Source organism: Trujillonella humicola (genome assembly GCF_046233715.1).
GTDB classification, from domain to species: Bacteria; Actinomycetota; Actinomycetes; order Mycobacteriales; family Geodermatophilaceae; genus Trujillonella; species Trujillonella humicola.
Genome location: NZ_JBJNRJ010000018.1, coordinates 50,387 through 77,286 on the forward strand (window position 1 = coordinate 50,387; position 26,900 = coordinate 77,286).

Below are 26,900 nucleotides of genomic sequence, written 5' to 3' on the forward strand. Positions count from 1 at the left end.
CGAGTAGGACATGCAGACCGCCGAGATCCGCCGCCGCTTCCTCGAGCACTTCGCCGCCCGCGGCCACACCGTCGTCCCCAGCGCGTCGCTGGTCTCGCCGGACCCGTCGCTGCTGTTCACCGTCGCCGGCATGGTGCCGTTCATCCCCTACCTCACCGGCCGCGAGCCGGCGCCGTTCCCGCGCGCGACCAGCGTGCAGAAGTGCGTCCGCACCCTCGACATCGAGGAGGTGGGCAAGACCACCCGGCACGGCACGTTCTTCCAGATGAACGGCAACTTCTCCTTCGGTGACTACTTCAAGGAGGGGGCGATCCAGCACGCCTGGGACCTCGTCACCGGGCGCCTGGAGGACGGCGGGCTGGGCTTCGACCCCGACCGCATCTGGGTCACCGTCTACCTGGACGACGACGAGGCCGCGCAGGCCTGGCACCGCATCGCCGGCCTGCCGGTCGAGCGGATCCAGCGGCTGGGCAAGAAGGACAACTACTGGCACACCGGGGCCGACGGCCCGGGCGGGCCCTGCTCGGAGATCTACTTCGACCGCGGCCCCGAGTTCGGGCCCGACGGCGGACCGCTGGTGGACACCGGCGGCGACCGGTTCCTCGAGATCTGGAACCTCGTCTTCATGCAGTACGAGCTGGCCGACGTGCGCAGCAAGGAGGACTTCCGCGTCGTCGGCGAGCTGCCCAGGAAGAACATCGACACCGGCATGGGCCTGGAGCGGGTCGCCTTCCTGCTGCAGGGCGTGGACAACATGTACGAGATCGACGAGGTCGCCCCGGTGCTGCGCCGGGCCGCGGACCTGGCCGGGGTCACCTACGGCAAGGACCACCACACCGACGTGCAGCTGCGCGTGGTCGCCGACCACGTGCGCAGCGGCCTCATGCTCATCGGCGACGGCGTCACCCCCGGCAACGAGGGCCGCGGGTACATCCTGCGCCGCCTGCTGCGCCGGTCGATCAGCGCGATGAAGCGGCTGGGCGTCGACGAGGCGACCCTGCCGGTGCTGCTGCCGGTGTCCCGGGACGCGATGGGCGCGGGCTACCCGGAGCTGGTCACCGACTTCGCCCGCATCTCCGCGGTCGCCTACGCCGAGGAGGAGGCGTTCCGCCGCACCCTGAGCTCCGGCACCGCCCTGTTCGACACCGCGGTGCGCGAGGCCAAGGCCAAGGGGACGCCGTCGCTGACCGGCGAGCAGGCGTTCTCGCTGCACGACACCTACGGCTTCCCCATCGACGTGACCCTGGAGATGGCCGCCGAGCAGGGTGTCGCCGTCGACGAGGCCGGGTTCCGCGGGCTCATGCAGCAGCAGCGCGACCGCGCCCGCGCCGACGCCCGGGCCAAGCGCACCGGCTCGGTCGACGTGCTGGCCTACCGCCGGCTGCTGGCCGAGCACGGGCCGACCGACTGGCAGGCCTACGAGGCGCTGCGCACCGACTCCCGGGTCCTCGGCCTGATCACGGACCTGGCCGACGACCTGACCGGCTCCGACGGTGCGGCCACGGTCGCGGGCCCCGGCGAGGTCACCCGCGTCGTGCTGGACCGGACGCCGTTCTACGCCGAGTCCGGCGGCCAGGTCGCCGACGCCGGCGTCCTGACCTGGGACGGTGGCCGCGCCGAGGTGCTCGACGTGCAGCGGCCGGTCAAGGGCCTGGTCGCCCACCAGGTGCGGGTCCTCGAGGGCGAGTTGCGCACCGGCGTCGAGCTGACCGCGCAGGTCGACCGCGAGTGGCGGCTGTCGGCCTGCCAGGCGCACTCGGGCACCCACGTGGTGCACGCCGCGCTGCGCCAGGTGCTCGGCCCGCAGGCGCTGCAGTCCGGCTCGTACAACCGCCCCGGGTACCTGCGGCTGGACTTCGCCTGGCAGGGAGCGCTCGGCACCCAGCAGCGGACCGACATCGAGGACGTCGCCAACGCCGCCGTGCGTGCCGACCACGCGGTGACCGCCAGCTACATGACGCTGCCCGAGGCGCGGGCGATCGGCGCCCTGGCGCTGTTCGGCGAGACCTACGGCGAGCAGGTCCGCGTCGTGGAGATCGGTGGACCGTGGTCCCGGGAGCTGTGCGGTGGCACCCACGTGCGTGGCAGCGCGCAGGTCGGCACGCTGGCCCTGACCGGCGAGTCCTCGGTCGGCTCCGGCTCCCGCCGCGTCGAGGCCGCCGTCGGTCTGGAGGGCTTCCGCTACCTGGCCCGCGAGCGCGACCTCGTCCGCCAGCTCGGTGAGCTGCTCAAGACCCCGGCCGACGGCCTGGTCGACCGCGTGAGCGGCATCCTGGCCCGGCAGCGCGAGACCGACCGGGAGCTCGCGGCCCTGCGGTCGCAGCAGACGCTGGCCGCCGCCGGCGCGCTGGCCGCCGCCGCGGCCGACGTCGACGGGATCGCCCTGGTCACCGGCTCGCCGCAGGGCTTGAACGGCGGCGACCTGCGCACCCTCGCGCTCGACGTGCGCGGCCGTCTCGGCGACCGCCCCGCCGTGGTCTTGCTCGCCTCGGACTCCGGGGGCAAGGTGGCCCTGGTGGCGGCCGTCACGCCGGCCGCGCAGGACCGGGGTCTCTCCGCCGGGGACCTCATCAAGGTGGCCGCCGGGCCGGTCGGTGGCCGCGGCGGTGGCAAGGCCGACGTCGCCCAGGGGGGCGGTACCGACCCCGACGGCATCCCCGCGGCCCTCGCGGCCGGCGACCAGGCGGTCCGCGACCGCGCATCCGGAAGGTGAGCTGAGATGCCCGAGCAGCGCTACGACCCCGAGGAGACCGGCCCGGCGGGACCGCGGCGCGTGCAGCGCCCCGCGGTCCCGCCGGCGCGGCCACGTCCGGCCGGCCAGCCGCCGACTCAGGAGCAGCCGGTGCACCACGCCACCACGGAGATCGACCTGCGCGGCGCCGGCTTCCCGCCGGTGCGCAACGAGACCACCGAGATCGACCTGTCCCGCGGCCTGCCCGCCGGTCTGCCGCCGCTGCCGCCGCGCCGCGGCCGGCAGGGCCGCCGGCTGGGCCTGGACGTGGGCACGGTCCGCGTCGGGGTGGCGCTGTCCGACCCGACCGGCACGCTGGCCAGCCCGCTGGAGACCGTCCAGCGCGCCCGCGACGAGTCCGACCTGGACCGGATCGCGGCGCTCGTCGTGGAACACGAGGTGACAGAGGTGATCGTGGGGGAGCCGCGGCACCTGTCGGGTGCGTCGGGCGCCTCGGCACGCGAGGCCCGTGCCTACTCTCGGGCCCTGGCCGGGCGCATCGGCGCCGTGCCCGTGCACCTCGTCGACGAAAGGCTCTCCACCGTGACCGCAGCCGGATCCCTGCGGGCGAGCGGGCTCGACAGCCGCCAGCAGCGCCCGGTGATCGACCAGGCCGCCGCCGTGGTCATCCTGCAGGCGTATCTCGACGCCCAGCGGGGGCGCTCGTGAGCTTCCCGACCCCGCCCGGCGGGCGGGGTCGGCACACCGGGCCGGACGGGGCCGGCCAGTCGCTGAGCGCCTGGGCGGCCGGGCTGCCCCGGCAGCAGGCCCCGGTGCGGCCGGACCCGGAGACCACGGTGGGCCCGGCGCCGGCGGCACCGCCCCGCCGCCGCGCGGGTGTCATCGACCGCGAGCACGCCCCCGACTTCCCGATCGCCGAGTACGCCCGGCACTCCTCGCCCGACGACGACCGCACCGGCCGCATGCCCGGCCTCGGAGACGCCCCGGCAGACCCCCCGCCACCGCCCGGAACGCAGGCCGGCCCCCCGCTGCCCCCGCGGCCGGCCGGCACGTGGTCCCGGCTGCAGCGCCGTGGCGACGTCCCGCCGGACGAGGAGGCCACGGTGGCCCAGCCGGCGGTCGGTTCCGCGGTGCCGCCGCCTCCGGCCGGCGGGTCCGCCGGCCACCCGCACACCTCGCCCCGGCCCGGCCCGGACCGGCCCGATCCCCGCACCACGGGTGCCCCCGCCCCGGACGCGCACGACGCCCACGGCGACCACCTCCCGGGCGACCACGAGCCGGGCGGCCACGACGGAGCCGACCACGACGACGACGCGACCGGCGGCCTCGAGGTCATCGGCGACGACGGGCACCCCGACGACGGGCACCCCGACGACGGGCATCCCGACGACGAGCATGCCGACGACGGGTATGCCGTGTCCGGCCCGCGCCGCCGACGGCGCAGGCCGCTGGCCGTCGTCCTCTCCCTGGTCGTGCTCGCCGCGCTCGTGGGCGGCATCGTCTACGGCGGGAAGGCGCTGATCGACCTCGTGAACCCCGCCGCCGAGGACTACGCGGGCGCGGGCACCGGCAGCGTGCAGGTGCGGGTGTCCGACGGTGACACGCTCAGCGACATCGGCCGCACGCTCGTCGACGCCGACGTGATCGCGTCCGTGCGCCCGTTCGTGACCGCCGCCGAGTCGCGGCCGGCCGCGCGGGGCATCCAGCCCGGCGTCTACGGACTGCGCCAGCAGATGAGCGGCGAGGCCGCACTCGACCTGCTGCTCGACCCGGCCAGCCGGCTGTTCTCCCGCGTCACCATCCCCGAGGGCTTCACCGTCACCCGGGTGCTGGAGCGGCTCGCCGAGGAGACCGACACCCCGGTCGAGGAGCTCAACGCCGCGGCGGTCGACCCGGCTGCCACGGGGCTCCCGGCGTACGCCAACGGGCTGCTCGAGGGCTGGCTGTTCCCGGCCACCTACGACTTTGAGCCGGAGACGACGGCGGCGCAGATGCTGGCGACGATGGTCAGCCGGACGGTGCAGACGCTGGACCGGCTGGGCGTGCCCGAGGACCAGCGGCTCACCGTGCTCACCAAGGCGAGCCTGGTGCAGGCCGAGGCGGCGCTGCCCGAGGACATGGGCATGGTCGCCCGGGTCCTGGAGAACCGGCTGGGCATCGGCATGGCGCTGCAGCTGGACAGCACGGTCAACTACGCCACCGGGAACACCGGGATCACCACCACCGCCGAGGACCGGGCCAACCCCTCGCCGTACAACACGTACTACGCACCGGGGCTGCCCCCGGGCGCGATCGGCAACCCGGGCGAGCAGGCGATCAACGCGGTGCTCGACCCGACGCCGGGCCCGTGGATCTACTTCGTCACGGTGAACCCCACCACCGGCGAGACCCGCTTCGGGACCACCGCCGAGGAGCACGCGGCGAACGTGGCGCTGTTCCGGCAGTGGCTGGCGGAGAACCCGGACTGATGCGGGCGGCGGTCCTCGGCCGGCCGGTGACGCACTCGCTGTCCCCGCTGCTGCACCGGGCGGCCTACGCCGCGCTCGGCCTGACCGACTGGACCTACGACGCCCTCGACGTGGGCGTCGAGGAGCTGCCCGAGCTCATCGCCGGCCTGGGACCGGAGTGGCGCGGCTTCTCGGTGACGATGCCCTGCAAGCAGGCCGCGGTGCGTGCGGCCGACGTCGTCGACCGCCTGCCGCGGTTGCTGGGCGCGGCCAACACCCTGGTGCGGACGGTGGACGGCGGCTGGCGGGCCGAGAACACCGACGTCGGCGGCGTGGGCGCGGCGCTGCAGATCGGGCTGTCGCTCGACGCCGCCGAGCCCGTGCCGCACGCGGCGCTCCTCGGCGCCGGCGGCACCGCGGTGGCGGCCGCCGTCGCGCTCGCGTCGCTGGGGGCCGAGCACGTCGACGTCGTCGTCCGCGAACCCGCGCGGGCCGGCGAGGTGACCCGCGTGCTCGACGCCCTGGGCGTCGCCTCGACCGTGCACCGCCTGGCCGGAGCCGCGGTGAGCGCGCCGGTCGTGGTGAGCACCGTGCCCATCGACGGCCAGCCCGGGCTGATCGACCTGGGGTGGCGCGCCGGGCAGACCGTGCTCGACGTCCTCTACGCGCCCTGGCCGACCCCGCTGGCGGCTGCGGTGACGGCAGCCGGCGGGGCGGTGATCGGCGGCCTGGAGGTCCTCTTCTGGCAGGCCACCGCCCAGGTCGAGCTCATGACCGGCCACCCGGCACCGATCGAGGAGATGCGCCGGGCGCTGGACGCCCGCACCGGGGCCGGGCGCTGACCGGCGGCGGGCTCGGCACCGGCGGCGTCCCGCTCGACCCGTGGGCCGTCGCCGCCGTCGCGGGCACCTGCGCGCTGGCTGCCGGGCCCTGGCTCGCCCGGCGCAGCGTCCGGCTGGCGGCCGGCGACGAGGACGCCCGGCCCGGTCCAGGGCGCGTCCTCGTCACGTCGCTGCTGCTCGGGCTGCTGGTCGCGGGGGTGCTGCAGCTGACCGGGGTCCGGCCCGCGGCGGTGGCGCTGGTCTGGGCGTCCGGCGCCGGCCTGCTGCTCGCGGCGGTCGACGTCGCCGTCCACCGGCTGCCCGACCGGGTGCTGGTCCCGGCGGTCGCCGCCTGCCTCACCGCGCTGGTGGTCGACGCCGCCGCGACGGGCAGCTGGCCGGCGCTGGCCCGGGCCGTGCTGGCCGGCGCGGCCGCGTTCGCCGTCGCGGCGCTCGCCGGCGCGCTGTCCGCGGGCGGGCTCGGCTTCGGTGACGTCAAGCTGCTCGGGCTGCTCGGGGTGCTGCTGGGCTGGGCCGGCTGGGGGGTGCTGCTCGCCGGGGTGTTCCTCGGGTTGCTGGTCGGCGCGGCCGGCTCCCTGGTGCTGGTGGCGACCCGCCGCGCCGGCTGGCGCACCGCCGTCCCGTTCGGGCCGCCGCTGCTGGCCGGGGCCGTCCTCGCCCTCGCCCTGACGGTGCCGGCACCCCTCGTCTGAGGCAGGTGCCCCGCCGCGGCGCGCAGGCCCGCGCCGCGCCCAGCGGGCGGGCCGGGGGAGCGGGACCGGCGGCTGGCAGAATCGCCGCCATGTTGCGCTGGCTGACCGCCGGTGAGTCGCACGGCCCTCAGCTCACCGCCATCCTCGAGGGGCTGCCCGCCGGGGTCGCCGTGCAGACCTCCGACCTCGACGTCGACCTGGCCCGCCGCCGGCTGGGCCACGGCCGCGGCGCGCGGATGTCGTTCGAGCAGGACGCCGTCTCCCTCACCGGCGGGGTGCGGCACGGCCGCACCCAGGGGGGGCCGATCGCCGTCCAGGTGGGGAACACCGAGTGGCCGAAGTGGCAGACGGTCATGGCCGCCGACCCGGTCGACGCCGAGGTGCTCGCCGGTCAGGCCCGCAACGCCCCGCTCACCCGCCCGCGGCCGGGCCACGCCGACCTGCCGGGCATGCAGAAGTACGGCTTCGACGACGCCCGGCCGGTGCTCGAGCGCGCCAGCGCCCGCGAGACCGCGGCGCGCGTCGCGCTCGGCGCCATCGCGAAGGCGTTCCTCCGCCAGGCCCTGGGCGTGGAGGTCGTCAGCCACGTCGTGGCGATCGGCCCGGTCGTGGCCCCCGACGGGCTCGTCCCCGGGCCGGGGGACAACCCGCGGATCGACGAGGACCCGGTGCGGTGCGCCGACCCCGGGACCAGCGCGGCGATGACCGCCGAGATCGACGACGTGCGCAAGAACGGCGACACCCTCGGCGGCGTCATCGAGGTCGTCGTGCACGGCCTGCCGCCGGGGCTGGGCAGCCACGTGCACTGGGACCGGCGGCTGGACTCGCGGCTGGCCGGCGCGCTCATGGGGGTGCAGTCGGTCAAGGCCGTCGAGGTCGGCGACGGCCTGGAGACCGCCCGCCGCCGCGGCTCGGTCGCCCACGACGAGATCGTCCTCGCCGACGGCCGGATCCAGCGGCTGTCCGACCGTGCGGGCGGCATCGAGGGCGGCATGACCAACGGCGACGTCGTCCGCGTCCGCGCGGCGATGAAGCCGATCTCCACGGTGCCGCGGGCGCTGGCCACCGTCGACGTGGCCACCGGGGACGCCGCCGTCGCGATCAACCAGCGCAGCGACGCCTGCGCGGTGCCCCGCGGCTCGGTCGTGATGGAGGCGATGGTCGCCCTGGTGCTGGCCGACGCGGCGCTGGAGAAGTTCGGCGGCGACTCGCTGGCCGAGACCCGCCGCAACGCGCAGGCCTACCTCGACGCGCTCCCGATCCGATGAGGCGGGCCGATCCGATGAGGCGGGCCGATCCGATGAGGCGGCCGGTCCCGTGAGCGGCCCCGTGCTGGTCCTGGTCGGGCCGCCCACCTCCGGCAAGACCACGGTCGGCCGGGCGGTCGCGGCCGCCCGGGGGCTCGCCTTCCGCGACACCGACGCCGACGTCGAGGCGGCCACCGGCAGCCGGGTCGCCGACCTGTTCGTCGACCACGGCGAGGAGCACTTCCGCCGGCTCGAGGCCGACGCGGTCGCCCGGGCGCTGGCCGAGCACGACGGCGTCCTCGCCCTCGGCGGTGGCTCGGTCCTCTCCGAGGCCACCCGTGCGCTGCTGGTCGCCCACGGCCGGGCCGGCGGCACCGTCGTCTGGCTCGACGTCGACCTCGCCACCGCCGCCCGCCGGGCAGGGTTCAACCGCGACCGCCCGCTGCTGGCGGTCAACCCCCGGGCGGTGCTGCGCACGCTGCTGGAGGCGCGCGCGCCGCTCTACGCCGAGGTCGCCACCGCGACCGTGCACACGGGCGACCGCCCGTCGGAGGAGGTCGTGGCCGAGGTGCTCGCCGCCCTGCCCGCGTCGACGGAGGTGCCCCGGTGAGGCGGGTGTCCGTCCCGGGGGAGAAGCCCTACGAGGTCGTCATCGGCCCCGGGGCGCAGACCGAGCTGGCGCTGGTGCTGGCCGGCACTCCGCGCGCCGTCGTCGTGCACGCCCCGCCGCTGGCCGCGCTCGCCGGCGCCGCGGTGGAGACGCTGCAGACCGCCGGTGTCGCCGCCGAGGCCGTCGTCGTCCCCGACGGCGAGGCGGCCAAGACCGCCGAGGTCGCGGCCGGCGCGTGGGAGGAGTTCGGGCGGCTCGGGCTGACCCGCAGCGACGCCGTCGTCGGCGTCGGCGGGGGAGCGGTCACCGACCTCGCCGGCTTCCTCGCCGCCACCTGGGTGCGCGGCGTGCGGGTCGTGCACCTGCCCACCAGCCTGCTCGGCATGGTCGACGCCGCCGTCGGTGGCAAGACCGGCATCAACACCGGGGCGGGCAAGAACCTCGTCGGCGCTTTCCACCCGCCCGCGGGCGTGCTCGCCGACACCGACGTGCTCGCCGGGTTGCCCGAGGCGGAGTTCCGGTCGGGCCTGGCCGAGGTCGTCAAGTGCGGCTTCATCGCCGACGGCCGGATCCTGGAGCTGCTGGAGGCCGACCCCACCGGCCGCCGGGACACCGCCGAGCTCATCGAGCGCGCCGTGCAGGTCAAGGCCGACGCCGTCGGCGAGGACCTGTTCGACACCGGCCGCCGCGAGTTCCTCAACTACGGGCACACGCTCGCGCACGCCATCGAGCGGGTCGAGGACTTCGGCTGGCGGCACGGCGAGGCCGTCGCCGTCGGGCTGGTCTTCGCCGCCGAACTGGGCGGCCAGGCCGGCCTGCTCACCCGCGCCGAGGTCGACCGGCACCGCGCCCTCGTCGAGGCCCTGGGCCTGCCCACGCGCTACACCGGGGACTGGGCGACGATCCAGGGCGTCATGCGCATCGACAAGAAGGCCCGGGGGGCGACGCTGCGGTTCGTCGTCCTCGACGGGATGGGCCGACCGCGGATCCTGACCGACCCCGACCAGGCGTGGCTCGACGCGGCGTGGACCGCCGTCGCCGCGTGACGACCGAGACGACGGAGGCAGCGTGACCATCCAGGTCCTCAACGGCGCCAATCTCGGCCGGCTGGGCACCCGCGAGCCCGAGGTGTACGGGACGACGACCCACGCCCAGCTCGTCGAGCTGGTCGAGGCCGCCGGCGCGCAGCTCGGCCTGCACGTCCGGGTGCGCCAGACCGACGACGAGGGCGAGCTGCTGCGCTGGGTGCACGAGGCCACCGACGCCGGCGACCCGATCGTGGTCAACCCCGGCGGATGGACGCACACCTCGGTCGTGCTGCGGGACGCGCTGGCGTCGGCCACGGCCCCGGTGGTCGAGGTGCACATCAGCAACGTGCACGCCCGGGAGGAGTTCCGCCGGCACTCCTACGTCTCGCCGGTCGTCTCCGGCGTGATCGCCGGGCTCGGGGTCGACGGCTACGTGCTGGCGCTGCGCTGGCTGGCCGCCCGGGACGCGCGGTGAGGCGACAGCGAGCGAGCCTCGCAGCGAGCCCTGCGAGCGAGGAGCGGAGCGAGCGCGGAGCCGAGCGGAGGGCACGGTGAGCCGCCCGGCGCAGCGCAGGGAGCGGCTGCGGGGCATGGCCGCCGCGCGCGGGCTGGACGCCGTCCTGGTGACCGACCTGCGCAACGTCCGGTACCTGACCGGGTTCACCGGCTCCAACGGGGCGCTGCTGCTGCGCACCGACCGGCCCGACCTGTTCGGCACCGACGGCCGGTACACCACCCAGGCCGCCACCCAGGTGCCCGATCTGGAGGTCGTGGTCGACCGCGGCACCGTCGGCGCGCTCGCGCGGGCCGCGGTGCGCGACGGGGCCGGCCGCATCGGCTTCGAGAGCCACGTGGTGACCGTCGACGGCCTGGCCGCCCTGGAGGAGGTGCTCGCCGAGGCCTCCGGGGGCGCCACGCCGGAGCTGACGAGCGTCCGCCGCGCGGTGGAGGAGCTGCGCGCGGTGAAGGACGACGACGAGATCGCCGCCCTGCGCCGGGCCTGCGCGATCGCCGACGCCGCCCTGGCCGAGCTCGCCGCCGAGGGTGCGCTGCGGCCCGGTCGCACCGAGCTGCAGGTCGGCCGCGAGCTCGATGCGCGGATGATGCACCTGGGCGCCGAGGGTCCGTCGTTCGAGACGATCGTCGCCGCCGGCCCCAACTCCGCGATCCCGCACCACCGGCCCGATGCGTCGGTGCTGCGCGAGGGCGACTTCCTCAAGCTCGACTTCGGCGCGATCGTCGACGGCTACCACTCCGACATGACCCGCACGCTGGTTCTCGGGCACGCGGCGGACTGGCAGCGCGAGATCCACGACCTCGTCGCCGCCGCGCAGGCCGCCGGCCGGGCGGCCCTCGCGGTGGGGGCCGACGTCGTCGCGGTCGACGCCGCCGCCCGCGACGTCATCGCCGCGGCCGGCCACGCCGAGCACTTCTCGCACGGCCTCGGGCACGGCGTGGGGCTGCAGATCCACGAGGCGCCGGGCATCGGCCCGCAGGGCGCGGGTAGGCTGGCCGCCGGCATGGCCGTCACCGTGGAGCCGGGGGTCTACCTGCCCGGCCACGGCGGGGTCCGGATCGAGGACACCCTGGTCGTCACGGACGACGAGCCCGAGTTGTTGACCCTCACGAGCAAGGAACTGCTGGTCATCTGATGGCTACCACCAACGACCTCAAGAACGGCATGGTCCTCAACCTCGACGGCCAGCTGTGGGCCGTCACCGAGTTCCAGCACGTCAAGCCCGGCAAGGGCGGCGCCTTCGTGCGGACGACGCTGAAGAACGTGCTGTCGGGCAAGGTCGTGGACAAGACCTTCAACGCCGGCACCAAGGTCGAGACCGCCAACGTCGACAAGCGGAACATGACGTATCTGTACAAGGACGGCACCGACTTCGTCTTCATGGACGGCGACACCTACGACCAGATCCACGTCCCCGAGGGCACGGTCGGCGGCGGCGCGGACTACCTGCTGGAGAACACCGAGGTCGTCGTCGCGGTCCACGACGGGACGCCGCTGTACGTCGAGCTCCCGGTCACCCTCGAGCTGGTCGTCCAGCACACCGATCCGGGCCTGCAGGGTGACCGCTCCACCGGTGGCACCAAGCCCGCGACGCTGGAGACCGGCGCGCAGATCCAGGTGCCGCTGTTCGTCAACACCGGCGACAAGCTCAAGGTCGACACCCGCGACGGCCGGTACCTCGGCCGGGCCAACTGACGCCCTCCCCGCCGGCCCGGAACCAGCGACCCCGCATGGCTGCCCGCAGCAAGGCCCGCAAGCGCGCCGTCGACGTCCTCTACGAGGCCGACCTGCGCGGCTCCGACCCGATGGACGTGCTCCGCGACCGCATCGCGGAGGGCCAGCCGCCGGTGGCCGAGCACACCGTGCGGCTGGTCGAGGGCGTCGCCGGCAACGCCGCCCGGATCGACGAGCTGATCGGCACCCATGCCCGGGGCTGGTCGCTGCAGCGGCTGCCCGACGTCGACCGCGCCATCCTGCGCATGGCGACGTTCGAGCTGCTGTGGGCCGACGACGTGCCCGACCCGGTCGTGATCGACGAGGCGGTCGAGCTCGCCCGGTCGCTGTCGACCGACGACTCGCCCTCGTTCGTCAACGGCGTGCTCGGCGCGATCCTCGACGCCGAAGTGCCGGCCTGAGCTCCGCTCCCCACCGGCTCGGCGCTCAGGGGCGACGGCCGGTGCCCGCCGCGGCCAGCATCGCGGCCAGGCGGGCGCTGGACTGGCGCCGGTGCGCCCGCCTCAGCGCGGGGCGGCGGTGCGCGGCCAGCACCAGGTCGCGGTTCGGGACGGGCGGCGTGGCGACGGGCACGGGGGAGCTCCTCGGGCTGGGCTCGACGGCTGATCTGCTGACGTCCCGGACGCTACGAGCGGCCACTGACAGTTCCCTTGCAGACGGCTTGCGAGCGCCTGGGCCGCGTGGCTCCCCGGACGTCGTCGGGCGTTGTCCCCGCACCGGCCAGGACAGGACGGCCGGTGGCCGGTCACGGGACAAAGCCCCGGCGTCGGACGTCCGTCGCCCGGGGACGTCCGTCGCCCGGACCCGGCCCGGACCCAGCCCGGAACGCCCGCGAGGCCCGGCCCCTGACGGGACCGGGCCTCGCTCGTGCGTCGCGGTTCAGCGGGGGGTGCGGCGGCGCTCCCAGTTCGGGTTGGGCTCGGCGTCCTCGTCGTCCCCTCCGGCGATGCCCTCCATGCCGGGGGAGAGGACGCCCCACTCGATGAGCCGGCTGGTCAGCTCGTCGGGGCTCATGTCGTAGATGATCGCCAGCGACTTGAGGTCCTCGGCGCGGATGCTGAGCACCTTGCCGTTGTAGTCGTGGCGCTGCGCCTGGATGGTCGAGGCGTAGCGGGCCAGCGGCCCCGCCTCGTCGGCGGGCAGCGAGCCCAGCGACTCCAGGTTGAGCACGATCTTGGTCGTCGCGGTCACCGCCGAGCTCGGCCGCGGGTCGGGCAGCAGCTCGGAGACCGGCACGCCGTAGAAGACGGCCAGCTCCGAGAGCCGCTGCACCGTCACGGCGCGGTCGCCGCGCTCGTAGGAGCCGACCACGACCGCCTTCCAGCGACCGTGCGACTTGTCCTCCACCCCCTGCAGGGAGAGCCCCTGCTGGTTGCGGATCGCGCGGAGCCGGGCACCGAGGGCCCGTGAGTAGTCGGTGCTCATCCCGTGTCGCTCACTGTCCGTCGTCGTTCGTGGGGCGCTGTCGTCACTCACCGTACTGGTAGGCGGGTCGCCGCGACAGCGGGCCACTCCTGGGTGTCACATCCTCCACCAGCCACTACGCCTCCGGGGAGTTCGACGCGCGGCGCCGCCGTGGCGTTCCGGTGGCGGTGCGGGTGGCCTGCGGGTGGCGTTCCCGGTGGTCACCGCGGTGCCGGTCCCGGCCGTTCCGCCGCCCGGACCGGGGCCCGCGGGCGCACGAACCGGTCCAGTACGGTGGAAGCCGGTCCACCCCACTCCTTTAACGACCCGTCCGGTGAGGCGGGGAAGGAGGCCTGATGGCCGGCTCGCCCCCGGCTGCCCCGAGCAGCCGCGATCCCCGCGGTCCCGCAGCGCCCGGTGCGCTGCTGACCGCCTCCGACGTCGCCCGCGTGGTCGACCGGATGGCCCACCAGCTCATCGAGAAGTGCGGGGGCGGGGCCGACGACCGGCCGACGCTGGCCGATCTCGTCCTGGTCGGCATCCCCACCCGCGGTGCCCCGCTCGCCCGCCGGCTCGCCGGCCGCGTCGAGGCATTCTCCGGCACGCCGATCGACGTCGGCACCGTCGACATCACGCTCTACCGCGACGATCTGCGACTGCGCGGCGTCCGCGCGCTCGAGGACACGGTGCTGCCCGGTGCCGGCATCGACGGCCGGCTGGTGGTGCTCGTCGACGACGTGCTGTTCTCCGGCCGCTCGGTCCGCGCCGCCCTCGACGCGCTGCGCGACCTCGGCCGGCCGCGGGCGGTGCAGCTCGCGGTGCTGGTCGACCGCGGCCACCGGGAGCTGCCGATCCGCGCGGACTACGTCGGCAAGAACGTGCCGACCTCCCGCAACCAGTCGGTGCGCGTGCGGCTGGCCGAGGTCGACGGGGCCGACGAGGTGGTCGTCACGGAGGCGGACGCGGGAGGCGACAGCGAGTGAGCATCGCAGCGAGCGCCAGCGAGCGAGGAGCGGAGCCAGCGCGGAGCCACGCCGGGGGGCCCGCGTGAAGCGGCACCTGCTGGAGGCCGCCGACCTCGACCGCGCCGACGCCACCCTGGTGCTCGACACCGCCGGCCAGATCGAGGCGGCCCTGACCGGGCGCGAGGTCAAGAAGCTGCCGACCCTGCGCGGGCGCACGGTGGTCAACCTGTTCTACGAGGACTCCACCCGCACCCGGATCAGCTTCGAGCTGGCCGCCAAGCGCCTGTCCGCCGACGTCATCAACTTCTCCGCCAAGGGCAGCAGCGTCTCCAAGGGGGAGAGCCTCAAGGACACCGCGCTCACCCTGGAGGCGATGGGCAGCGACGCCATCGTCATCCGGCACGGCGCCTCCGGCGCCCCGCACCAGCTCTCCTCCTGGGTGCGCGGCAGCGTCGTCAACGCCGGCGACGGCACGCACGAGCACCCCACCCAGGCGCTGCTGGACGCCTACACGATCCGCCGGCGGCTCGGCCGGCTGGACGGCGTCCGGGTGGCGATCGTCGGCGACGTGCTGCACAGCCGGGTGGCCCGCTCCAACGTGCGGCTGCTGCATACCCTCGGCGCCGAGGTCACCCTCGTCGCGCCGCCGACGCTGCTGCCGGTCGGCGTGGGCAGCTGGCCGGCGGAGGTCTCCTACGACCTGGACGCCGTCCTGCCCAAGGCCGACGTGGTGATGATGCTGCGCGTGCAGGCCGAGCGGATGAACGCGTCGTTCTTCCCCAGCGCCCGCGAGTACAGCCGGCGCTACGGCCTGGACGCCCGGCGGGTGGCCGCGCTGGGGGACGACGCGATCGTCATGCACCCCGGCCCGATGAACCGCGGCATGGAGATCGCCGCCGACGTCGCCGACTCGGTGCGCTCCACCATCGTCGAGCAGGTCGGCAACGGGGTCTCCGTCCGCATGGCCGTCCTGTACCTGCTGCTCGGAGGGGCCCCGCAGTGACCTCGTACCTGATCAAGGGGGCCCGCCTCCTGGGCGGCGACCCCGCCGACCTGCTGCTGAAGGACGGGCGGATCGCCGCCGTCGGCGACAGCCTGGCCGCGACCGGCGTCGAGGTGCTCGACGCCTCGGGCCTGGTCGCGCTGCCCGGGCTGGTCGACCTGCACACCCACCTGCGCGAGCCGGGCCGGGAGGACGCCGAGACCGTCGAGACCGGCAGCCGGGCCGCCGCGCTGGGGGGCTTCACCGCCGTCCACGCGATGGCCAACACCGACCCCGTCGCCGACACCGCCGGCGTCGTCGAGCAGGTGTGGCGGCTGGGCCAGCAGGCCGGGCTGGTCGACGTCGTCCCGGTCGGCGCGGTCACCGTCGGCCTGCGCGGCGAGCGGCTGGCCGAGCTGGGCGCGATGGCCGACTCGGCGGCGACCGTGCGGGTGTTCTCCGACGACGGGCACTGCGTCGCCGACCCCGCGCTGATGCGCCGCGCGCTGGAGTACGTGAAGGCCTTCGACGGCGTCGTCGCCCAGCACGCCGAGGAGCCGCGGCTGACCGCGGGCGCGCAGATGCACGAGGGCGACCGCTCCGCGCGGCTGGGCCTGACCGGCTGGCCCGCCGCCGCGGAGGAGGCGATCATCGCCCGCGACGTGCTGCTGGCCCAGCACGTGGGCGCCCGGCTGCACGTCTGCCACGTGTCGACCGCCGGGTCGGTGGAGATCCTGCGGTGGGCCAAGGCCCGCGGCGTGGACGTCACCGCCGAGGTCACCCCGCACCACCTGCTGCTCACCGACGCCTGCGCCGAGGGCTACGACCCGGTGTTCAAGGTGAACCCGCCGCTGCGCACCGACACCGATGTCACGGCCGTGAGGCTCGGACTGGCCGACGGGACGATCGACTGCGTCGCCACCGACCACGCCCCGCACGCGGTGGAGGACAAGGAGTGCGAGTGGGCGCAGGCCCGTCCCGGGATGCTGGGGCTGGAGCAGGCGCTGGCGGTCGTGCAGGACACGATGGTCGAGACCGGCCTGCTGGACTGGGCCGGCGTCGCCGACCGGATGTCGGTGCGCCCGGCCGCCATCGGGCGGCTGACCGGTCACGGCCGGCCCCTCGCCCCCGGCGAGCCCGCCAACCTGCTGCTGCTGGACCCGGCCGGCCGGTCGGTGGTCGACCCGGGCGCGCTGGCCAGCCGCAGCCGCAACAGCCCCTACGCCGGGCGGGAGCTGCCCGGCCGCGTCGTCCACACGTTCCTGAGAGGTGTCCCGACAGTGACCGACGGCAAGGCGGCCCGATGAGCGCGATCCTCGTCCTGGAGGACGGGCGCACGTTCCGCGGCGACACCTACGGCGCGACCGGGACGACGGTCGGCGAGGCGGTCTTCGCCACCGGCATGACCGGCTACCAGGAGACGCTGACCGACCCGAGCTACGCCGGGCAGATCGTCGCGATGACCGCGCCGCACATCGGCAACACCGGCGTGAACGGCGAGGACGACGAGAGCAGCCGGATGTGGGTGGCCGGCTTCGTCGTCCGCGACCCCGCGCGCCGGCCGGCCAACTGGCGGGCCACCGGCAGCCTGGACGACGAGCTGGTCGCCCAGGGCGTCGTCGGCATCAGCGGCATCGACACCCGCGCGCTCACCCGGCACCTGCGCGAGCGCGGCGCCATGCGGGCCGGCATCAGCACCGAGCTGGACGGCGAGGAGCTGCTGGCGCGGGTGCGGTCGGGCGAGAGCATGGTCGGCGCGGACCTCGCCCCGACGGTGAGCACCGGCGAGGCGTACGTCGTGCCGGCGGTGGGGGAGAAGCGGTTCACCATCGCCGCGCTCGACCTCGGCATCAAGACCGCCACCCCGCGCCACCTGGCCGAGCTCGGCGTCGAGACCCACGTGCTGCCCTCGACCGCGACCGCCGAGGAGCTGCTGGCGGCCGGCCCGGACGGCGTCTTCCTCTCCAACGGCCCGGGTGACCCGGCCGCCGCCGACTACGCCGTGCGCGCGGTGCGCGGGGTGCTCGACGCGCGGCGGCCGTTGTTCGGCATCTGCTTCGGCAACCAGATCCTCGGCCGGGCGCTGGGCCTGGGCACCTACAAGCTGCGCTTCGGCCACCGCGGGCTGAACCAGCCGGTGCTCGACCGGGTCAGCGGCACGGTGCGGGTGACCAGCCACAACCACGGTTTCGCCGTGGACGCCCCGCTCGACCGGCCCACCGACACGCCCTACGGGCCGGTGGAGGTCAGCCACGTCGGCCTCAACGACGACGTGGTGGAGGGCCTGCGGCTGCTCGGGGCGCCGGCGTTCAGCGTCCAGTTCCACCCGGAGTCCGCGGCCGGCCCGCACGACGCGGCGCCGCTGTTCCAGCGGTTCGTCGACCTGATGGAGACCACCCGCAGCGGTGGGGCCGCGGTCAGCCCGGCCCCCGTCGTCGAGCACAGCACGGGGGAGAAGGCCTGATGCCCAAGCGCACCGACATCGAGCACGTCATGGTGATCGGCTCCGGGCCGATCCTCATCGGCCAGGCCGCCGAGTTCGACTACTCCGGCACCCAGGCCTGCCGGGTCCTCAAGGCCGAGGGGCTGCGGGTCAGCCTGGTCAACAGCAACCCGGCGACGATCATGACCGACCCGGAGATCGCCGACGCCACCTACGTCGAGCCGCTGACCCCGGAGTTCGTCGAGCGGGTCATCGCCAAGGAGCGCCCCGACGCGCTGCTGGCCACCCTCGGCGGGCAGACCGCGCTGAACATCGCCATCGGGCTGTACGAGAACGGCGTCCTGGAGAAGTACGGGGTCCGGCTGATCGGCGCCGACGTCGACGCGATCAACCGCGGCGAGGACCGGCAGAAGTTCAAGGACATCGTGCGCTCGATCGGTGCCGACGCGCCCCGCTCGCGGGTGTGCGGCAGCGTCGAGGAGGCGCTGGAGACCGCGGCCGAGGTCGGCTACCCCGTCGTCATCCGGCCCTCGTTCACCATGGGTGGCCTGGGCTCGGGGTTCGCCACCGACGAGGCGATGCTGCGCCGCATGGCCGGGCACGGGCTGGCCGACTCCCCGGTGCACACCGTGCTCATCGAGGAGTCGGTGCTGGGCTGGAAGGAGTACGAGCTCGAGCTGATGCGCGACCGCAGCGACAACGTGGTCGTCATCTGCTCGATCGAGAACGTCGACGCGATGGGCGTGCACACCGGCGACTCGGTGACCGTCGCCCCGGCGATGACGCTCACGGACGTCGAGTACCAGCGGATGCGCGACGTCGGGATCGCCGTGCTGCGCGAGGTCGGGGTGGACACCGGCGGCTGCAACATCCAGTTCGCCGTCAACCCCGCCGACGGCCGGCTCGTGGTCATCGAGATGAACCCGCGGGTGTCCCGGTCGAGCGCGCTGGCGTCGAAGGCCACCGGCTTCCCGATCGCCAAGATCGCCGCGAAGCTCGCCATCGGCTACACGCTCGACGAGATCACCAACGACATCACCGGGGTCACCCCCGCGGCCTTCGAGCCGACGCTGGACTACGTCGTGGTGAAGATCCCGCGCTTCGCGTTCGAGAAGTTCCCCGGCGCGGACCCGCGGCTGACGACGACGATGAAGAGCGTCGGCGAGGTCATGGCGATGGGCCGCAACTTCCCCGAGGCGCTGGGCAAGGCCATGCGCTCGACGGAGACGAAGGTCGCCGGTTTCTGGACCGGCGCTCCCGACACCCGGTCGGCCGAGGAACTGCTCGACGTCCTGCGGACGCCGGTCGACGGCCGGCTGTACACCGCCGAGCAGGCGCTGGCCGCCGGGGCCACCGTCGAGGAGGTGGCGGCTGCCAGCGGTTTCGACCCGTGGTTCGTCGACCAGATCGCGCTGGTGCAGGAGGTCGCCGCCGAGCTGCGCGACGCTCCCGCGGTGACCGCGGCGCTGCTGCGCCGGGCGAAGCGGCACGGCCTGTCCGACCGGCAGGTCGCCGCACTGCGCCCGGAGCTCGCCGGCGAGGACGGCGTCCGCACGCTGCGCTGGCGGCTGGGCATCCGGCCGGTCTACAAGACCGTCGACACCTGCGCCGCGGAGTTCGCCGCCCGGACGCCGTACCACTACTCGTCCTACGACGAGGAGACCGAGGTCGAGCCGCGGGACAGGCCGGCGGTGCTGATCCTGGGCTCCGGGCCGAACCGGATCGGCCAGGGCATCGAGTTCGACTACTCCTGCGTGCACGCGGTGATGGCGCTGCAGGACGCCGGCTACGAGGCGGTGATGGTCAACTGCAACCCCGAGACCGTCTCCACCGACTACGACACCGCCGACCGGCTGTACTTCGAGCCGCTCACCTTCGAGGACGTCCTCGAGGTGGTCGAGGCCGAGCGCGCCGCGGGCCCGGTCGCCGGGGTCATCTGCACCCTCGGCGGGCAGACGCCGCTCGGCCTGGCGCAGCGGCTCAAGGACGCCGGCGTGCCGGTGCTGGGCACCTCGCCGGAGGCGATCGACGACGCCGAGCACCGCGGCGCCTTCTCCCGGGTGCTCGCCGACACCGGGCTCCAGGCGCCCAAGCACGGGACGGCGACCACCTTCGCCGAGGCCCGCGCGATCGCCGCCGAGATCGGCTACCCGGTGCTGGTGCGGCCCTCCTACGTGCTCGGCGGCCGGGGCATGGAGATCGTCTACGACGAGGGCACCCTCGAGGCCTACATCGCCAAAGCCACCGACGTCAGCCCCGAGCACCCGGTCCTGGTCGACCGCTTCCTGGAGGACGCGGTCGAGATCGACGTCGACGCCCTCTACGACGGCGCCGAGCTGTACCTCGGCGGGGTCATGGAGCACATCGAGGAGGCCGGCATCCACTCCGGCGACTCGGCGTGCGCGCTGCCGCCGATCACCCTCGGCGACGCGGACATCGCGAAGATCCGCAGCGCCACGGAGAAGCTGGCCGCCCGCGTCGGCGTCCGCGGTCTGGTGAACGTCCAGTACGCCATCAAGGACGACATCCTCTTCGTCATCGAGGCCAACCCGCGGGCCAGCCGCACGGTGCCGTTCGTCTCCAAGGCCACCGCGGTGCAGCTGGCCAAGGCCGCCGCCCGGATCGCCGTGGGCGAGTCGATCGCCGACCTGCGGCAGGCCGGCGTGCTGCCCCCCACCGGCGACGGCGGCGACCTGCCCGCGGACATGCCGATCGCGGTCAAGGAGGCCGTGCTGCCCTTCAACCGGTTCCGCACCGTGGAGGGGCACAACGTCGACACCGTGCTCTCGCCGGAGATGAAGTCCACCGGCGAGGTCATGGGCCTGGACACCGGCTTCGGCACGGCCTTCGCCAAGTCCCAGGCGGCCGCCTACGGCTCGCTGCCCACCGACGGCACGGTGTTCGTGTCGCTGGCCAACCGGGACAAGCGCTCGGCGATCTTCCCGGTCAAGCGGCTGGCCGACCTCGGCTTCCGGATCCTCGCCACGGCGGGCACCGCGCAGGTGCTGCGCCGCAACGGCGTCGACTGCGAGGTCGTCGGCAAGTACAGCGAGGGCCCGGGCAACTGCGTGGAGCGGATCCTGGCCGGCGACGTCGACATGGTCGTCAACACCCCGTTCGGGTCGCCGGGCAACAGCGGTCCGCGCCTGGACGGCTACGAGATCCGGGCCGCCGCCATCAGCGCCGGCGTCCCGAGCATCACGACCGTTCAGGGCATGGCGGCCGCGGTGCAGGGCATCGAGGCGCTGCGGGCCGGTGACATCGGCGTCCGGAGCCTGCAGGAGCTGCACGCCGCCCTGGCGGCCGGCCGGTGACCTCCTACCTGACGCAGCCGGCGCCGCCGGCGGACTCCCGGCCGGTGCAGCGCGAGGCCGAGGTGCTCGCCGCCCGACCCGTCGGGGCCTACGTCGAGCTGACCCTGGGCGCGCCGGAGATCGCCGGGCTGGCGCAGCCGGGCCAGTTCGTGGCGTTCGCCGTCGGCGGCCCGCTGTCGGCGAACCTGCTGCGCCGCTCGATCGCCATCGCCGGCACCGGCGAGGAGACGGTCGGCGTCGTCGTCGCCCCGCACGGGCCCGGCTCGACCTGGCTGGCGCAGCGCCGGCCGGGGGACGTCGTGGACGTCGTCGGCCCGCTCGGCCGGCCCTTCCCGCTGCCGGAGCCCGGGACGACCGCCCTGCTGGTGGGCGGCGGCTACGGGGCGGCGGCGCTGGTGGGGCTCGCGGCGCTGCTGCGCTCCCGCGGCTCGCGGGTGCTGGCCGTCAGCGGCGCCGCCGACGCCGCGCGGCTGTGCTCGGTGGGGGAGCTCCGGGCGGTCGCCGACTGGGTCGAGGTCACCACCGACGACGGCAGCGCCGGGCGCGCCGGCCGGGTGACCGTCGCCGTGGACGACCTCGTGGGGGAGGCCGGCATCGCCTACGCCTGCGGGCCGATGCCGATGCTGCGGGCGGTCGCCGACGCCGCGACCGCCGCGGGGGTTCCCTCCTACGTCGCCGTCGAGGAGTCGATGGCCTGCGGGATCGGCGTCTGCATGACCTGCGTCCTGCCGGTGGTGGGGGCCGACGGGCTCACCCGCTTCTCGCGGTCCTGCACCGAGGGACCCGTCTTCGGCGGGGACCGGGTGCGCTTCGCCGACGTCGGCTCGCTGCCGTGGGACGTCGTGGGCGCCGACGCGATGGGGGTGGTCGCCCCGTGACCGCGGTCGGTACCCGCCGAAGTGGCCACTTCGGCGGGGGGCCGGGGACGGCCGTGGACATGACGACGGCCCTGGGGTCCGCGCCGCTCGTCGGCCCGGTGCTCACCGCGTCGGGCTGCTCGGCGTTCGGCCGCGAGCTCGAGCCCTTCGTCGACCTGACCGGCCTGGGCGCCGTGGTCACCAAGTCGGTCCAGCTGCGTCCCCGCTCCGGGCGGCCGACGCCGCGGATGGCCGAGACCCCCAGCGGGATGATCAACTCCATCGGCCTGCAGGGCCCCGGTATCGACGGCCTGCTGGACGGTGAGCTGCCCTGGCTGGCCGAGCGCGGAGTGCCCGCGTTCGTCTCCATCGCGGGCACCCGGGTCGAGGACTTCGCCGAGCTGGCCACCCGGCTGCGCGGCGTCCCCGGCGTCCTGGGCCTCGAGGTCAACATCAGCTGCCCGAACGTCGAGAGCCGCGGTGAGGTGTTCGCCTGCGACCCGGTCGCGGCCTCCGACGTGGTCGCCGCGGTGCGGGACGCCGCCGACCCCGCGCAGCCGGTCTACGCCAAGCTCAGCCCCGACGTCACCGACATCGTCTCGGTGGCCCGCGCGGTCACCGGGGCCGGCGCCGACGGGCTGTCGATGATCAACACCCTGCTCGGGCTGGTCATCGACCCCGGCACGATGAAGCCGGTCCTCGGCGGGGTCACCGGGGGGCTCTCGGGCCCCGCCGTCCGCCCGGTCGCCGTCCGCTGCGTCTGGCAGGTCCACGCGGCGCTGCCCGAGGTGCCGATCCTGGGCATGGGCGGCATCCGCAACGGCCTGGACGCCCTGCAGTTCGTCCTCGCCGGCGCGTCGGCGGTCAGCGTGGGGACGGCGGTCTTCAACGACCCGTCGGCGACCGCCCGGGTGCACCGGGAACTGGCCGGCGCCCTGGCGGAGCGCGGGTTCTCCTCGCTGCGCGAGGCCGTCGGGTACGCGCACCGATGAGCGCCGCGTTCGGCGCGCGGCTGGCCGACGCCGTCGCCGCCCGCGGGCCGCTGTGCGTCGGCGTCGACCCGCACCCGCCGCTGCTGGAGCGCTGGGGCCTGCCGGACTCGCCGGAGGGGCTGGCGCGCTTCACCGACGCCGTCGTCGACGCTCTGGCCGGCACCGTCGCCGTCCTCAAGCCGCAGATGGCCTTCTACGAGCGGCACGGGTCCCGGGGGGCCGCCGTCCTGGAGGACGCCGTCGCCCGGGCCCGCGCGGCCGGCGCGCTGGTGCTGCTGGACGCCAAGCGCGGTGACATCGGGTCGACGATGGACGCCTACGCCGACTACCTGCGTCCCGACCACCCGCTCGCCGTGGACGCGCTCACCGTCAGCCCCTACCTCGGGCCCGGCTCCCTGCAGCCCGCGGTCGACACCGCGCGGCAGCACGGGGGCGGGCTGTTCGTGCTCGCCCGGACGTCGAACCCGGACGCGGGCACCTTCCAGCACGCGGTCGTGGGGGAGCGGTCGGTCGCCCAGGTCGTCGTCGACACCGTCCGCGGCTGGAACACCCCGGAGTGGGTCGTCGGGGACCCGCTGCCGGACATCGGCTCCGCCCGGGACGTCGCGAGCCGGTTCGGCCCGGCCACGGGGTCGTTCGGGGTCGTCGTGGGCGCCACCCTGGCCGAGCTCGACGTCGACCTGACCGGGCTGGGCGGGCCGGTGCTCGCCCCGGGGCTCGGCGCGCAGGGCGGGTCGCCGGAGGACCTGCGCCGGTTGTTCGGACGCGGCGCCGCCGTCGTGCCCACCGTCTCACGGGACGTGCTGACCGCCGGACCCGGCGCCGCCGGGCTGCGCGCCGCCGCGCAGCGGTGGGCAGAGGCGCTGGCCCGGTGAGACGGGGGCCGGGGGCCGGGGGCCGGGGGCGCAGTGACGGCCGAGCCGGGCGACGACCCGGCGAGCGTGCGGGCGGCGCGAGCCCCGTCCGCCGGGGACGTCCTCGCGCGGTGCGCCCGACCCGGCTCGGGCAGGCCCACCTGCGGGCACAGCGTGCCGGAGGAGGCCACCGGCGTGTCATGCGACGTGACGACGGTGTGGCGCACCTCGTAGCGTACCGGAACCACTCCGGTGCGTAACCCGGTTGACCTGCCTCCTTGACGGAGGGTCATCACGGAGGTGGACGGAGGGTGAACGCGACGGCACCCGATGCCGGGAAAATGTGGCGGAGGCGGGCGTGACCTGCGGATATACGGTTACTAGGTTGTGCGTCAGGCTCCTCCGGGAGTGCCACCTCGACCCAGCACAGCCACCAGCCGGGGTCCACCGTCGCCGGCGACGACACGATCGGATCGCACCGATGCCCCTTCCCAGTCTGTCCCCCGAACAACGCGCCGCCGCCCTGGAGAAGGCCGCCGCGGCGCGCAAGTCGCGCGCCGAGCTCCGCGAGAAGCTCAAGAGCAAGGGCGCCACCGTCGGCGACGTCCTCCGTCAGGGCGAGAGCGACGAGGTGATCGGCAAGATGCGCGTGAGCGCCGTCCTCGAGTCCCTCCCCGGCGTCGGCAAGGCGCGTGCGGCCAAGATCATGGAGCGGCTCGAGATCTCCCCGACCCGCCGGGTCCGGGGGCTGGGCGCCAACCAGCGCCGGGCCCTGGAGGCGGAGTTCGGCGGGGAGCAGGTGGCGGCCGACCAGGTCCCCGCCGACGCCGCCAACTGACGCACCGACCGGAGAGAACGAGGACGACGACGAGTGGTGCCCGACGCGCCCACCTGCCCGCCGCCGGCGCGGCTGACCGTGCTCTCCGGCCCCTCCGGGGTCGGCAAGGGAACGGTGGTCGCCGAGGTGCGGCGGCGCTACCCGGAGGTCTGGCTGTCGGTGTCGGCGACGACCCGGCGGCCGCGCCCCGGTGAGGTGGACGGCGTCCAGTACCACTTCGTCGACGACGGCGAGTTCGACCGGCTGATCGCCACCGACGGCCTGCTCGAGTGGGCCGAGTACGCGGGCAACCGGTACGGCACGCCGGTGGCCCCGGTCCGCGAGCGACTCGCGGCCGGGGCCCCGGCCCTGCTGGAGATCGAGCTGCAGGGCGCGCGCCAGGTCCGGTCCCGCGACGCCGGGGCGCAGCTCGTCTTCCTCGCCCCACCCTCGTGGGCCGACCTCGTGAGCCGGCTGGCCGGCCGCGGGTCCGAGCCGCCGGAGGTGCAGGAGCGCCGGCTGGCCATCGCGCAGGCGGAGCTGGACGCCGCCGGAGAGTTCGACGTGGTCGTGGTCAACGACGACGTGGCCCGGGCTGCGGACGAGTTGGTAGGATTGCTGACTGCGCCCTCGCCGGACCTGTGCCGCGGTGGCGCTCACGAGTGAGCCAGGCCCTCCGGCCGGCCACTCCCGCTGACCGATCTGAGGAGCACGCCCACCCGTGTCCGGAGTCGCACCTGCCCCCGAGGGCATCACCAACCCGCCGATCGACGAGCTGCTCGAGCGGACCAGCAGCAAGTACGGCCTGGTGATCTTCGCCGCCAAGCGTGCGCGGCAGATCAACGCCTACTACAGCCAGCTCTCCGAGGGCCTGCTGGAGTACGTCGGCCCGCTGGTCGACACCGCGCCCCAGGAGAAGCCGCTCTCGATCGCGCTGCGCGAGATCAACGAGGGCCTGCTGACCCACACCGCCGGCGAGAACTGAAGAAGGACCCCCTCGCCCCCCACCGCTCGCGAGCTCGCGGCGGGCCCCTGCGAGAGGGCCGTTCCACGGTCCTTTGGGATGACGCCTCCGGTCCGTTGACCGGGGGCGTCGTCGTGTGATGGGCAGTGCCGCAGGCGCGTGTCACACCCCGGAGGTGCGCGGGGGAGGATGAGGGCATGAGCCGGATCGTCCTGGGCGTCAGCGGTGGCGTGGCCGCCTACAAGGCGGCCCTGCTGCTGCGTGCGCTGACGGAGGCGGGGCACGACGTGCGCGTCGTCCCCACCCCCGGCGCCCTGCACTTCGTCGGCGCCGCGACGTTCGAGGCGCTGTCGGGCAACCCGGTGACGACCGACGTCTGGTCCGACGTCCCCGAGGTGGCCCACGTGCGGATCGGGCAGACCGCCGACCTCGTCGTCGTCGCTCCGGCCACCGCCGACCTGCTGGCCCGCGCCGCGGCCGGGCGAGCCGACGACCTGCTCACCGCCACGCTGCTCACCGCGCACTGCCCGGTCGTCTTCGTGCCGGCGATGCACACCGAGATGTGGCTGCACCCGGCGACTCGGGACAACGTCGCGACCCTGCGCCGCCGCGGCTCGATCGTGCTGCCGCCCGCCGTCGGCCGGCTGACGGGTCCGGACTCCGGGCCGGGGCGCCTGCCCGAGCCGGCCGACGTCGCGGCGCTCGCGCAGCTGGTGCTCGCCTCGGGTGCGCCCGCGCTGGCCCGGGACCTGGCCGGGCGGCGGGTCGTGATCAGCGCCGGCGGCACCCGCGAGCCGCTCGACCCGGTCCGCTACCTGGGCAACAGGTCGTCCGGGCTCCAGGGCTGGGCGCTGGCCCGCGTGGCCGCGGCGCGCGGCGCCGAGGTCGTGCTCGTCGCCGCCAACGTCGAGGCGCCGGCGCCGTTCGGGGTCCGGGTGGTGCCGGTCGGCACCGCCGAGGAGCTGCGGACGGCGATGCGGCAGGAGGCAGGGGGCGCCGACGTCCTCGTCATGAGCGCGGCCGTCGCCGACTTCCGGCCCGGGACCGTCGCCGCGACCAAGCTGAAGAAGGGGTCGAGCGCCGAGCCCTCCGCCGTCCCGCTGGTGCGCAACCCCGACGTGCTCGCCGAGCTCGTCGCCGGGCGGGCGCCCGGGCAGCTCGTCGTCGGCTTCGCCGCCGAGACCGGCGACGCCGAGGGTGACGTGCTCGCCCACGGCCGGGCCAAGCTGGCCCGCAAGGGCTGCGACCTGCTCGTGGTGAACGACGTCTCCGGCGGGCAGGTGTTCGGCAAGCCCGACAACGCCGCCGTCGTGCTCGGGGCGGACGGCTCGGTGACCGAGCTGCCGCCGGGGAGCAAGGACGCCGTGGCCGCCGGCATCTGGTCGGCCGTCGTCCCCCGTCTGACCGGAAAATAGTCACCCGCACTGGAACTCGACGGACGCGCTGCAGCGGACCTCGGCGGCAGTCGGCGAGGTCGGCTGGAGTGTGGGGTCAGGCGG

Annotated in this window: 26 protein-coding genes; 24 read left to right on the forward strand and 2 right to left on the reverse strand. The window is 75.2% G+C overall.

Annotated elements, in window-relative coordinates; all coding sequences use genetic code 11:
* Nucleotides 1–10: 10 nt before the first annotated feature.
* The 12 genes from alaS (at nucleotide 11) to nusB (ending at nucleotide 12,210) form a co-directional block, all read left to right on the forward strand.
* Complete coding sequence (alaS, locus tag ACK586_RS11680; RefSeq protein ID WP_409330649.1) at nucleotides 11–2,713, forward strand: alanine--tRNA ligase; 2,703 nt, start codon at nucleotides 11–13, stop codon at nucleotides 2,711–2,713.
* Between the two features lie 6 nt (nucleotides 2,714–2,719).
* Nucleotides 2,720–3,400: a Holliday junction resolvase RuvX gene (gene ruvX / locus ACK586_RS11685; RefSeq protein ID WP_409330650.1), complete on the forward strand. Its 681-nt coding sequence runs from the start codon at nucleotides 2,720–2,722 to the stop codon at nucleotides 3,398–3,400.
* Nucleotides 3,397–5,160: an endolytic transglycosylase MltG gene (gene mltG / locus ACK586_RS11690; protein WP_409330651.1), complete on the forward strand. Its 1,764-nt coding sequence runs from the start codon at nucleotides 3,397–3,399 to the stop codon at nucleotides 5,158–5,160. The genes ruvX and mltG overlap by 4 nt, the downstream gene beginning before the upstream one ends.
* Nucleotides 5,160–5,981 (forward strand): shikimate dehydrogenase, encoded by an 822-nt coding sequence (locus tag ACK586_RS11695; protein WP_409330652.1) that lies wholly within the window; start codon nucleotides 5,160–5,162, stop codon nucleotides 5,979–5,981. Before mltG ends, ACK586_RS11695 begins: the two co-directional genes overlap by 1 nt.
* A 197-nt stretch (nucleotides 5,982–6,178) precedes the next feature.
* On the forward strand, nucleotides 6,179–6,673 hold the full coding sequence (locus tag ACK586_RS11700) for a prepilin peptidase (protein WP_409330653.1): 495 nt from the start codon (nucleotides 6,179–6,181) through the stop codon (nucleotides 6,671–6,673).
* Between the two features lie 89 nt (nucleotides 6,674–6,762).
* Nucleotides 6,763–7,941: a chorismate synthase gene (gene aroC, locus ACK586_RS11705; RefSeq protein ID WP_409330654.1), complete on the forward strand. Its 1,179-nt coding sequence runs from the start codon at nucleotides 6,763–6,765 to the stop codon at nucleotides 7,939–7,941.
* A gap of 49 nt (nucleotides 7,942–7,990) precedes the next feature.
* Nucleotides 7,991–8,530 carry a shikimate kinase gene (locus tag ACK586_RS11710; protein ID WP_409330655.1) on the forward strand — a complete coding sequence of 180 codons (540 nt, stop codon included), beginning with the start codon at nucleotides 7,991–7,993 and terminating at the stop codon, nucleotides 8,528–8,530.
* Nucleotides 8,527–9,576, forward strand: a complete 1,050-nt coding sequence (gene aroB, locus ACK586_RS11715; RefSeq protein WP_409330656.1) for a 3-dehydroquinate synthase — start codon at nucleotides 8,527–8,529, stop codon at nucleotides 9,574–9,576. Before ACK586_RS11710 ends, aroB begins: the two co-directional genes overlap by 4 nt.
* A 22-nt stretch (nucleotides 9,577–9,598) precedes the next feature.
* The gene (gene aroQ, locus ACK586_RS11720; RefSeq protein ID WP_409330657.1) at nucleotides 9,599–10,033 is read left to right on the forward strand and encodes a type II 3-dehydroquinate dehydratase; all 435 of its coding nucleotides are present in this window, start codon (nucleotides 9,599–9,601) and stop codon (nucleotides 10,031–10,033) included.
* A 76-nt stretch (nucleotides 10,034–10,109) separates the two neighbouring features.
* Nucleotides 10,110–11,210, forward strand: coding sequence for a M24 family metallopeptidase (locus ACK586_RS11725; protein ID WP_409330658.1), 1,101 nt, complete (start codon nucleotides 10,110–10,112; stop codon nucleotides 11,208–11,210).
* Nucleotides 11,210–11,770, forward strand: coding sequence for an elongation factor P (gene efp / locus ACK586_RS11730; RefSeq protein WP_409330659.1), 561 nt, complete (start codon nucleotides 11,210–11,212; stop codon nucleotides 11,768–11,770). The genes ACK586_RS11725 and efp overlap by 1 nt, the downstream gene beginning before the upstream one ends.
* 35 nt (nucleotides 11,771–11,805) lie before the next feature.
* On the forward strand, nucleotides 11,806–12,210 hold the full coding sequence (gene nusB, locus ACK586_RS11735) for a transcription antitermination factor NusB (RefSeq protein WP_409330660.1): 405 nt from the start codon (nucleotides 11,806–11,808) through the stop codon (nucleotides 12,208–12,210).
* 25 nt (nucleotides 12,211–12,235) lie between these two features.
* Here the strand turns inward: nusB and ACK586_RS11740 are convergent, their stop codons facing one another.
* On the reverse strand, nucleotides 12,236–12,382 hold the full coding sequence (locus ACK586_RS11740) for a hypothetical protein (RefSeq protein WP_409330661.1): 147 nt from the start codon (nucleotides 12,380–12,382) through the stop codon (nucleotides 12,236–12,238).
* 306 nt (nucleotides 12,383–12,688) lie between these two features.
* Entirely contained in the window at nucleotides 12,689–13,234 is a 546-nt protein-coding gene (gene bldD / locus ACK586_RS11745; RefSeq protein WP_409330662.1) for a transcriptional regulator BldD, read from the reverse strand.
* Nucleotides 13,235–13,569: 335 nt separating this feature from the next.
* On the opposite strand from bldD, the gene pyrR reads away from it, so the two are divergent.
* The 12 genes from pyrR (at nucleotide 13,570) to coaBC (ending at nucleotide 26,816) form a co-directional block, all read left to right on the forward strand.
* Complete coding sequence (gene pyrR, locus ACK586_RS11750) at nucleotides 13,570–14,196, forward strand: bifunctional pyr operon transcriptional regulator/uracil phosphoribosyltransferase PyrR (protein WP_409330663.1); 627 nt, start codon at nucleotides 13,570–13,572, stop codon at nucleotides 14,194–14,196.
* A 64-nt stretch (nucleotides 14,197–14,260) separates the two neighbouring features.
* Nucleotides 14,261–15,181: an aspartate carbamoyltransferase catalytic subunit gene (locus ACK586_RS11755; RefSeq protein ID WP_409330664.1), complete on the forward strand. Its 921-nt coding sequence runs from the start codon at nucleotides 14,261–14,263 to the stop codon at nucleotides 15,179–15,181.
* Nucleotides 15,178–16,467 (forward strand): dihydroorotase, encoded by a 1,290-nt coding sequence (locus ACK586_RS11760; RefSeq protein WP_409330665.1) that lies wholly within the window; start codon nucleotides 15,178–15,180, stop codon nucleotides 16,465–16,467. The genes ACK586_RS11755 and ACK586_RS11760 overlap by 4 nt, the downstream gene beginning before the upstream one ends.
* A complete protein-coding gene (carA, locus tag ACK586_RS11765) occupies nucleotides 16,464–17,624 on the forward strand; it encodes a glutamine-hydrolyzing carbamoyl-phosphate synthase small subunit (RefSeq protein ID WP_409330666.1) in 1,161 nt (386 codons plus the stop codon). The genes ACK586_RS11760 and carA overlap by 4 nt, the downstream gene beginning before the upstream one ends.
* Nucleotides 17,624–20,917 (forward strand): carbamoyl-phosphate synthase large subunit, encoded by a 3,294-nt coding sequence (gene carB, locus ACK586_RS11770; RefSeq protein ID WP_409330667.1) that lies wholly within the window; start codon nucleotides 17,624–17,626, stop codon nucleotides 20,915–20,917. Before carA ends, carB begins: the two co-directional genes overlap by 1 nt.
* A complete protein-coding gene (locus tag ACK586_RS11775; protein ID WP_409330668.1) occupies nucleotides 20,914–21,795 on the forward strand; it encodes an iron-sulfur cluster-binding protein in 882 nt (293 codons plus the stop codon). Before carB ends, ACK586_RS11775 begins: the two co-directional genes overlap by 4 nt.
* Nucleotides 21,792–22,766, forward strand: coding sequence for a dihydroorotate dehydrogenase (locus tag ACK586_RS11780; protein ID WP_409330669.1), 975 nt, complete (start codon nucleotides 21,792–21,794; stop codon nucleotides 22,764–22,766). Before ACK586_RS11775 ends, ACK586_RS11780 begins: the two co-directional genes overlap by 4 nt.
* Nucleotides 22,763–23,641 carry an orotidine-5'-phosphate decarboxylase gene (pyrF, locus tag ACK586_RS11785; protein ID WP_409330670.1) on the forward strand — a complete coding sequence of 293 codons (879 nt, stop codon included), beginning with the start codon at nucleotides 22,763–22,765 and terminating at the stop codon, nucleotides 23,639–23,641. The genes ACK586_RS11780 and pyrF overlap by 4 nt, the downstream gene beginning before the upstream one ends.
* Nucleotides 23,642–24,101: 460 nt before the next feature.
* Nucleotides 24,102–24,458 carry an integration host factor, actinobacterial type gene (gene mihF, locus ACK586_RS11790; protein ID WP_409330671.1) on the forward strand — a complete coding sequence of 119 codons (357 nt, stop codon included), beginning with the start codon at nucleotides 24,102–24,104 and terminating at the stop codon, nucleotides 24,456–24,458.
* A 36-nt stretch (nucleotides 24,459–24,494) separates the two neighbouring features.
* Nucleotides 24,495–25,103 carry a guanylate kinase gene (gene gmk, locus ACK586_RS11795; protein ID WP_409330672.1) on the forward strand — a complete coding sequence of 203 codons (609 nt, stop codon included), beginning with the start codon at nucleotides 24,495–24,497 and terminating at the stop codon, nucleotides 25,101–25,103.
* Nucleotides 25,104–25,158: 55 nt separating this feature from the next.
* Nucleotides 25,159–25,422 (forward strand): DNA-directed RNA polymerase subunit omega, encoded by a 264-nt coding sequence (gene rpoZ, locus ACK586_RS11800; protein WP_012949163.1) that lies wholly within the window; start codon nucleotides 25,159–25,161, stop codon nucleotides 25,420–25,422.
* A 176-nt stretch (nucleotides 25,423–25,598) separates the two neighbouring features.
* Nucleotides 25,599–26,816 (forward strand): bifunctional phosphopantothenoylcysteine decarboxylase/phosphopantothenate--cysteine ligase CoaBC, encoded by a 1,218-nt coding sequence (coaBC, locus tag ACK586_RS11805; protein ID WP_409330673.1) that lies wholly within the window; start codon nucleotides 25,599–25,601, stop codon nucleotides 26,814–26,816.
* The last annotated feature ends 84 nt before the right edge of the window (nucleotides 26,817–26,900 follow it).

Coding starts and splice junctions, on each gene's coding strand:
- ruvX (WP_409330650.1), top strand. CDS start 2,720: ATGCCCGAGCAGCGCTACGACCCCGAGGAGACCGGCCCGGCGGGACCG.
- efp (WP_409330659.1), top strand. CDS start 11,210: ATGGCTACCACCAACGACCTCAAGAACGGCATGGTCCTCAACCTCGAC.
- coaBC (WP_409330673.1), top strand. CDS start 25,599: ATGAGCCGGATCGTCCTGGGCGTCAGCGGTGGCGTGGCCGCCTACAAG.
- pyrF (WP_409330670.1), top strand. CDS start 22,763: ATGAGCGCCGCGTTCGGCGCGCGGCTGGCCGACGCCGTCGCCGCCCGC.
- mihF (WP_409330671.1), top strand. CDS start 24,102: ATGCCCCTTCCCAGTCTGTCCCCCGAACAACGCGCCGCCGCCCTGGAG.
- nusB (WP_409330660.1), top strand. CDS start 11,806: ATGGCTGCCCGCAGCAAGGCCCGCAAGCGCGCCGTCGACGTCCTCTAC.
- bldD (WP_409330662.1), bottom strand. CDS start 13,234: ATGAGCACCGACTACTCACGGGCCCTCGGTGCCCGGCTCCGCGCGATC.
- pyrR (WP_409330663.1), top strand. CDS start 13,570: ATGGCCGGCTCGCCCCCGGCTGCCCCGAGCAGCCGCGATCCCCGCGGT.
- carA (WP_409330666.1), top strand. CDS start 16,464: ATGAGCGCGATCCTCGTCCTGGAGGACGGGCGCACGTTCCGCGGCGAC.
- alaS (WP_409330649.1), top strand. CDS start 11: ATGCAGACCGCCGAGATCCGCCGCCGCTTCCTCGAGCACTTCGCCGCC.
- carB (WP_409330667.1), top strand. CDS start 17,624: ATGCCCAAGCGCACCGACATCGAGCACGTCATGGTGATCGGCTCCGGG.
- ACK586_RS11695 (WP_409330652.1), top strand. CDS start 5,160: ATGCGGGCGGCGGTCCTCGGCCGGCCGGTGACGCACTCGCTGTCCCCG.
- aroC (WP_409330654.1), top strand. CDS start 6,763: ATGTTGCGCTGGCTGACCGCCGGTGAGTCGCACGGCCCTCAGCTCACC.